The sequence below is a fragment of the Capnocytophaga sp. oral taxon 326 str. F0382 genome (assembly GCF_000318295.1).
Lineage (GTDB): Bacteria > Bacteroidota > Bacteroidia > Flavobacteriales > Flavobacteriaceae > Capnocytophaga > Capnocytophaga periodontitidis.
Genome location: NZ_KB291363.1, coordinates 23,139 through 26,383, shown reverse-complemented (window position 1 = coordinate 26,383; position 3,245 = coordinate 23,139). Strand labels below are relative to the sequence as shown.

The following is a 3,245-nucleotide window of genomic DNA, read 5'->3' as shown; positions in this document are numbered from 1 at the left end:
CATTTTGCCAAGAGATTTCACCTTTTTCAAAATAACTCTCAATTGGAAGTTCTCTCCATTACACCCCCTGTTTTTAATCTCTTGAGAATCAATAAAAATATTGAAGCTAAATCAAAATTACTTTTAAATCCTCTTTTTCCTACACTTAAAAAGGAAATAATCCATTTATTTATTTGTATCTTTGCCCAAAGTTCCTGATTTTTGGTGTTTTTTCTTCAAACAAAAATTACTAATTTTCGGGAACTTTTACTTTATTATAGGAAAAGTTTAAACAGCTTTACAAATAAAAAACCATACCAACAAAAAAATAACCATTAACCATTGCCCATAAAATAATATTTTGTATCTTTGCCGAAAATTAAGAACACCACAATAAGCTATGCCCGACGAAAAGATAAAAATAACAAAAGGAACTCCCTCCCATACTTTAGGAGAAAGACTAAAATTTGAAGTGATAAACCCTATATCGAAAAATGAAGGAGATTATCTATGGAACGTTTTTAAGTACAATAATGATGAAAAACAATGGAAGCCTATAAGAACTATAAATGGCAAATCATATAAATTTGAATGCCATTTTGAAAAAGAGAGTAGTGATGGCGTTACTTTTCAAGTAAGAGTTTATAAGAATGACAAAAAGCCTAAAATAGAAGAAAATACACTTTTAGATTCTATTGAAGTTACCCCTCATAAACGTATTGAGAAAGCCCCTAAAATCGTCTCTACACACTTCTTCCCTGAAGGAGAATACGATACGAACAACAAAGTCAGTGTTTATGATTCCCTCCATTTGCGTGCCAAAACAGAAGGCTTAACAGGTAAGGAAATACAATTCCACGTATGCCAAAAAGAAAACGGAAAAGAAGTCGTAAAAGATACTGTTTCAGCTCGTGTAGACCATACCGATTACGCCACTACAAAAATAAAACTACCCATCGACACTATCAAAAGCATACTTACTAATAAAAACCAAGAAAACCAAAAAGATTACTACATTAAAGCCAGCTTTGGGCTTGATAAGAACGGAAAGAAATCAACAGGAGAGATTACCAAAACCTATTTTATTGATAAACAGGGCAACCCAATCGAGAAAATATCCATTGGTGATACCATACACGTATGTATTGACTCCAAAGGTGAAATAGCTGATTTTCTGCAATATACTATTTACGAAAAAGACAAGCATACATCTGATGACGTTATCTTCCAAAGTCCTAAATTTAAACTCAACAACAATCACTTCTTTTGTAGAGAGATAGTAGTAACCAAAGAACTCTTTAACAAAGGTTATGGAGTCTCTCACGCTGCCTTCGATTCTGATTATAATGTACAAGATTACTACATCAAAGTAGAGCGTTTTAGCGGAAGCGCAAACTCCAAAACCTTTGCGGTAACCTCCGATACCCTTAAAGTTCACTATGGCAAAAGCCCCGTTAAAGTAACTGTAAATGAAAAGAAAGTAGAACAACTCCCTCTATTAAAGGATATATTTTTACCAGCACTTAAAATAGAAACAGCTAATAAAATCTCATCAGGAAAGGAAACCTTACACATTAACAGTGAAAAAGAAACCTATTGCATACTTGCTCCTCAAAATATTCTCGAAGTAAAGCAAGATGGCAGAACGCGACAGATTGATGTACCTATTACAAGTATCAATCAAAATAGTATGCATATACATTTTTCTGTTTCTCATCTGGGAGGACGTAAATATGGCTATATTTATCCCATAATAAGCACTATGCCTAACACTGAAAAGGATTATAGAGATCATCAGCAAATAGAAAAGAGCATTACAGGTAAAATCTTTGTTGATAGTAAAGAAAGAACAACACCTTTTGGTGATTTAGTATACAAAATCTATCCCACGACTACTCATATTGACTTTGAAATCACAATTAAAGATAATATAGATAAAGATATTTATATAGATTTCTTCTATTGTGAATACAATGGGCTTACTATAGCTGTAAAAGAAAGATTGTGCTATAAATTGAGATTGTTTGAAAGTAAAAATGATGTTATATTACAGTTTGTAGGCAAAACTGCAGATGAGAACTCTCTTTCAGAAAAAACAAAAAATATTTTAAGAGAGGTTGGACAAGCTTCCGGAAATTATAAGATTATTATAACAAGCACAGCAAGAACGCCCTATGAACAAGCAAGAATTATGTATGATAATTGTAAAAAAAACTTAGAAGAGCAGAAAAGAACATATCAAGCTCCTGGCAAAAAGGTTGTACAAGTATATGAAGATAATTATTTGATAAAAAGTAGAGAAGAAGTAATTAAACTTATGGAACAAAAAATAATTGAATTAGGACCCACAACTGTATCAAAACATCTTGCAGATCCTATACGACTTAATACCTTTGACATATCTTATGGGCAGCTAAAGGATGAGCAAAGTTTTTGGAATGAAATGAAAAAAAGAAAAGAGTTAGATAAAATTTTAAAAGAAAACAGATGTTACCATATACAAATAAAACAAGATTAGTCCCTATAGTAATATTATTACTATTATTTGCTTGCAAGAATCACAATACCCAAGAAAATAACTATATTGAAAATGATATAGATACCATTGAGGAAGCAGATTATGTACAAGAAATAACCGATGAGAGAATTACAAGGGAAATAAAGGATAAGAATTATGTTATCTTTGTGGAACCAACCTTATTTTACCTTGATAGCCTAAAGAATGTGTCAAAAGATGATGATTTCTATACAACGGTAGACGATGCTACTTTTTATATGACAATGGCAAGCGATCTTGCATTAGAAAAAAGAATAGATACAATAAACATAAAAATAGGCGAAATCCTAAAAATAGGGGAAAAAATAATTCAGGTATCCAAAGACAATCCTTGGACATTGATTTTATACAAACAGGGCGGAAAGACAAAAGAGTTATATCCTATAGAAATACAAATAGATGATAAAATTATTGACATTTTTTTCAATGAATAAGTCCGTATATCCTAACACAAATAAAACTTATTGGCGAGAAGTGGGTGTCAGATTTTGTGCAAAGACGTTTCTGGCCTGGTACTGCTTATGAAAATGATTATAAAAAGAGAAAAGAAGAAAAAAGAGAAGTTAATTTTAAAATATTCAGATGGTAAAAATTTATTATTTTATTTCAGCGTGTTTATTGTTATTTTCTTGTAACAATAACAATACCCAAGTATCATCTTCTGATGATATTAGAGATACTATTTCCTCTATCAAAAGAGATACCATAG

Annotated in this window: 3 protein-coding genes; all 3 read left to right on the top strand. The window is 31.3% G+C overall.

Annotated features, from left to right (window positions below; translation table 11 throughout):
• Positions 1-198: hypothetical protein (locus tag HMPREF9073_RS16165; protein WP_009412228.1), on the top strand; the 198-nt coding region annotated here is incomplete at its 5' end.
• Between the two features lie 181 nt (positions 199-379).
• Positions 380-2,497 (top strand): hypothetical protein, encoded by a 2,118-nt coding sequence (locus HMPREF9073_RS15215; RefSeq protein WP_009412227.1) that lies wholly within the window; start codon positions 380-382, stop codon positions 2,495-2,497.
• Positions 2,467-2,970 (top strand): hypothetical protein, encoded by a 504-nt coding sequence (locus HMPREF9073_RS01575; RefSeq protein ID WP_009412226.1) that lies wholly within the window; start codon positions 2,467-2,469, stop codon positions 2,968-2,970. The genes HMPREF9073_RS15215 and HMPREF9073_RS01575 overlap by 31 nt, the downstream gene beginning before the upstream one ends.
• The last annotated feature ends 275 nt before the right edge of the window (positions 2,971-3,245 follow it).

Excerpts from the sequence above, each read along its gene's own strand:
- HMPREF9073_RS01575 (WP_009412226.1), top strand. The coding sequence starts at position 2,467 with ATGTTACCATATACAAATAAAACAAGATTAGTCCCTATAGTAATATTA.
- HMPREF9073_RS15215 (WP_009412227.1), top strand. The coding sequence starts at position 380 with ATGCCCGACGAAAAGATAAAAATAACAAAAGGAACTCCCTCCCATACT.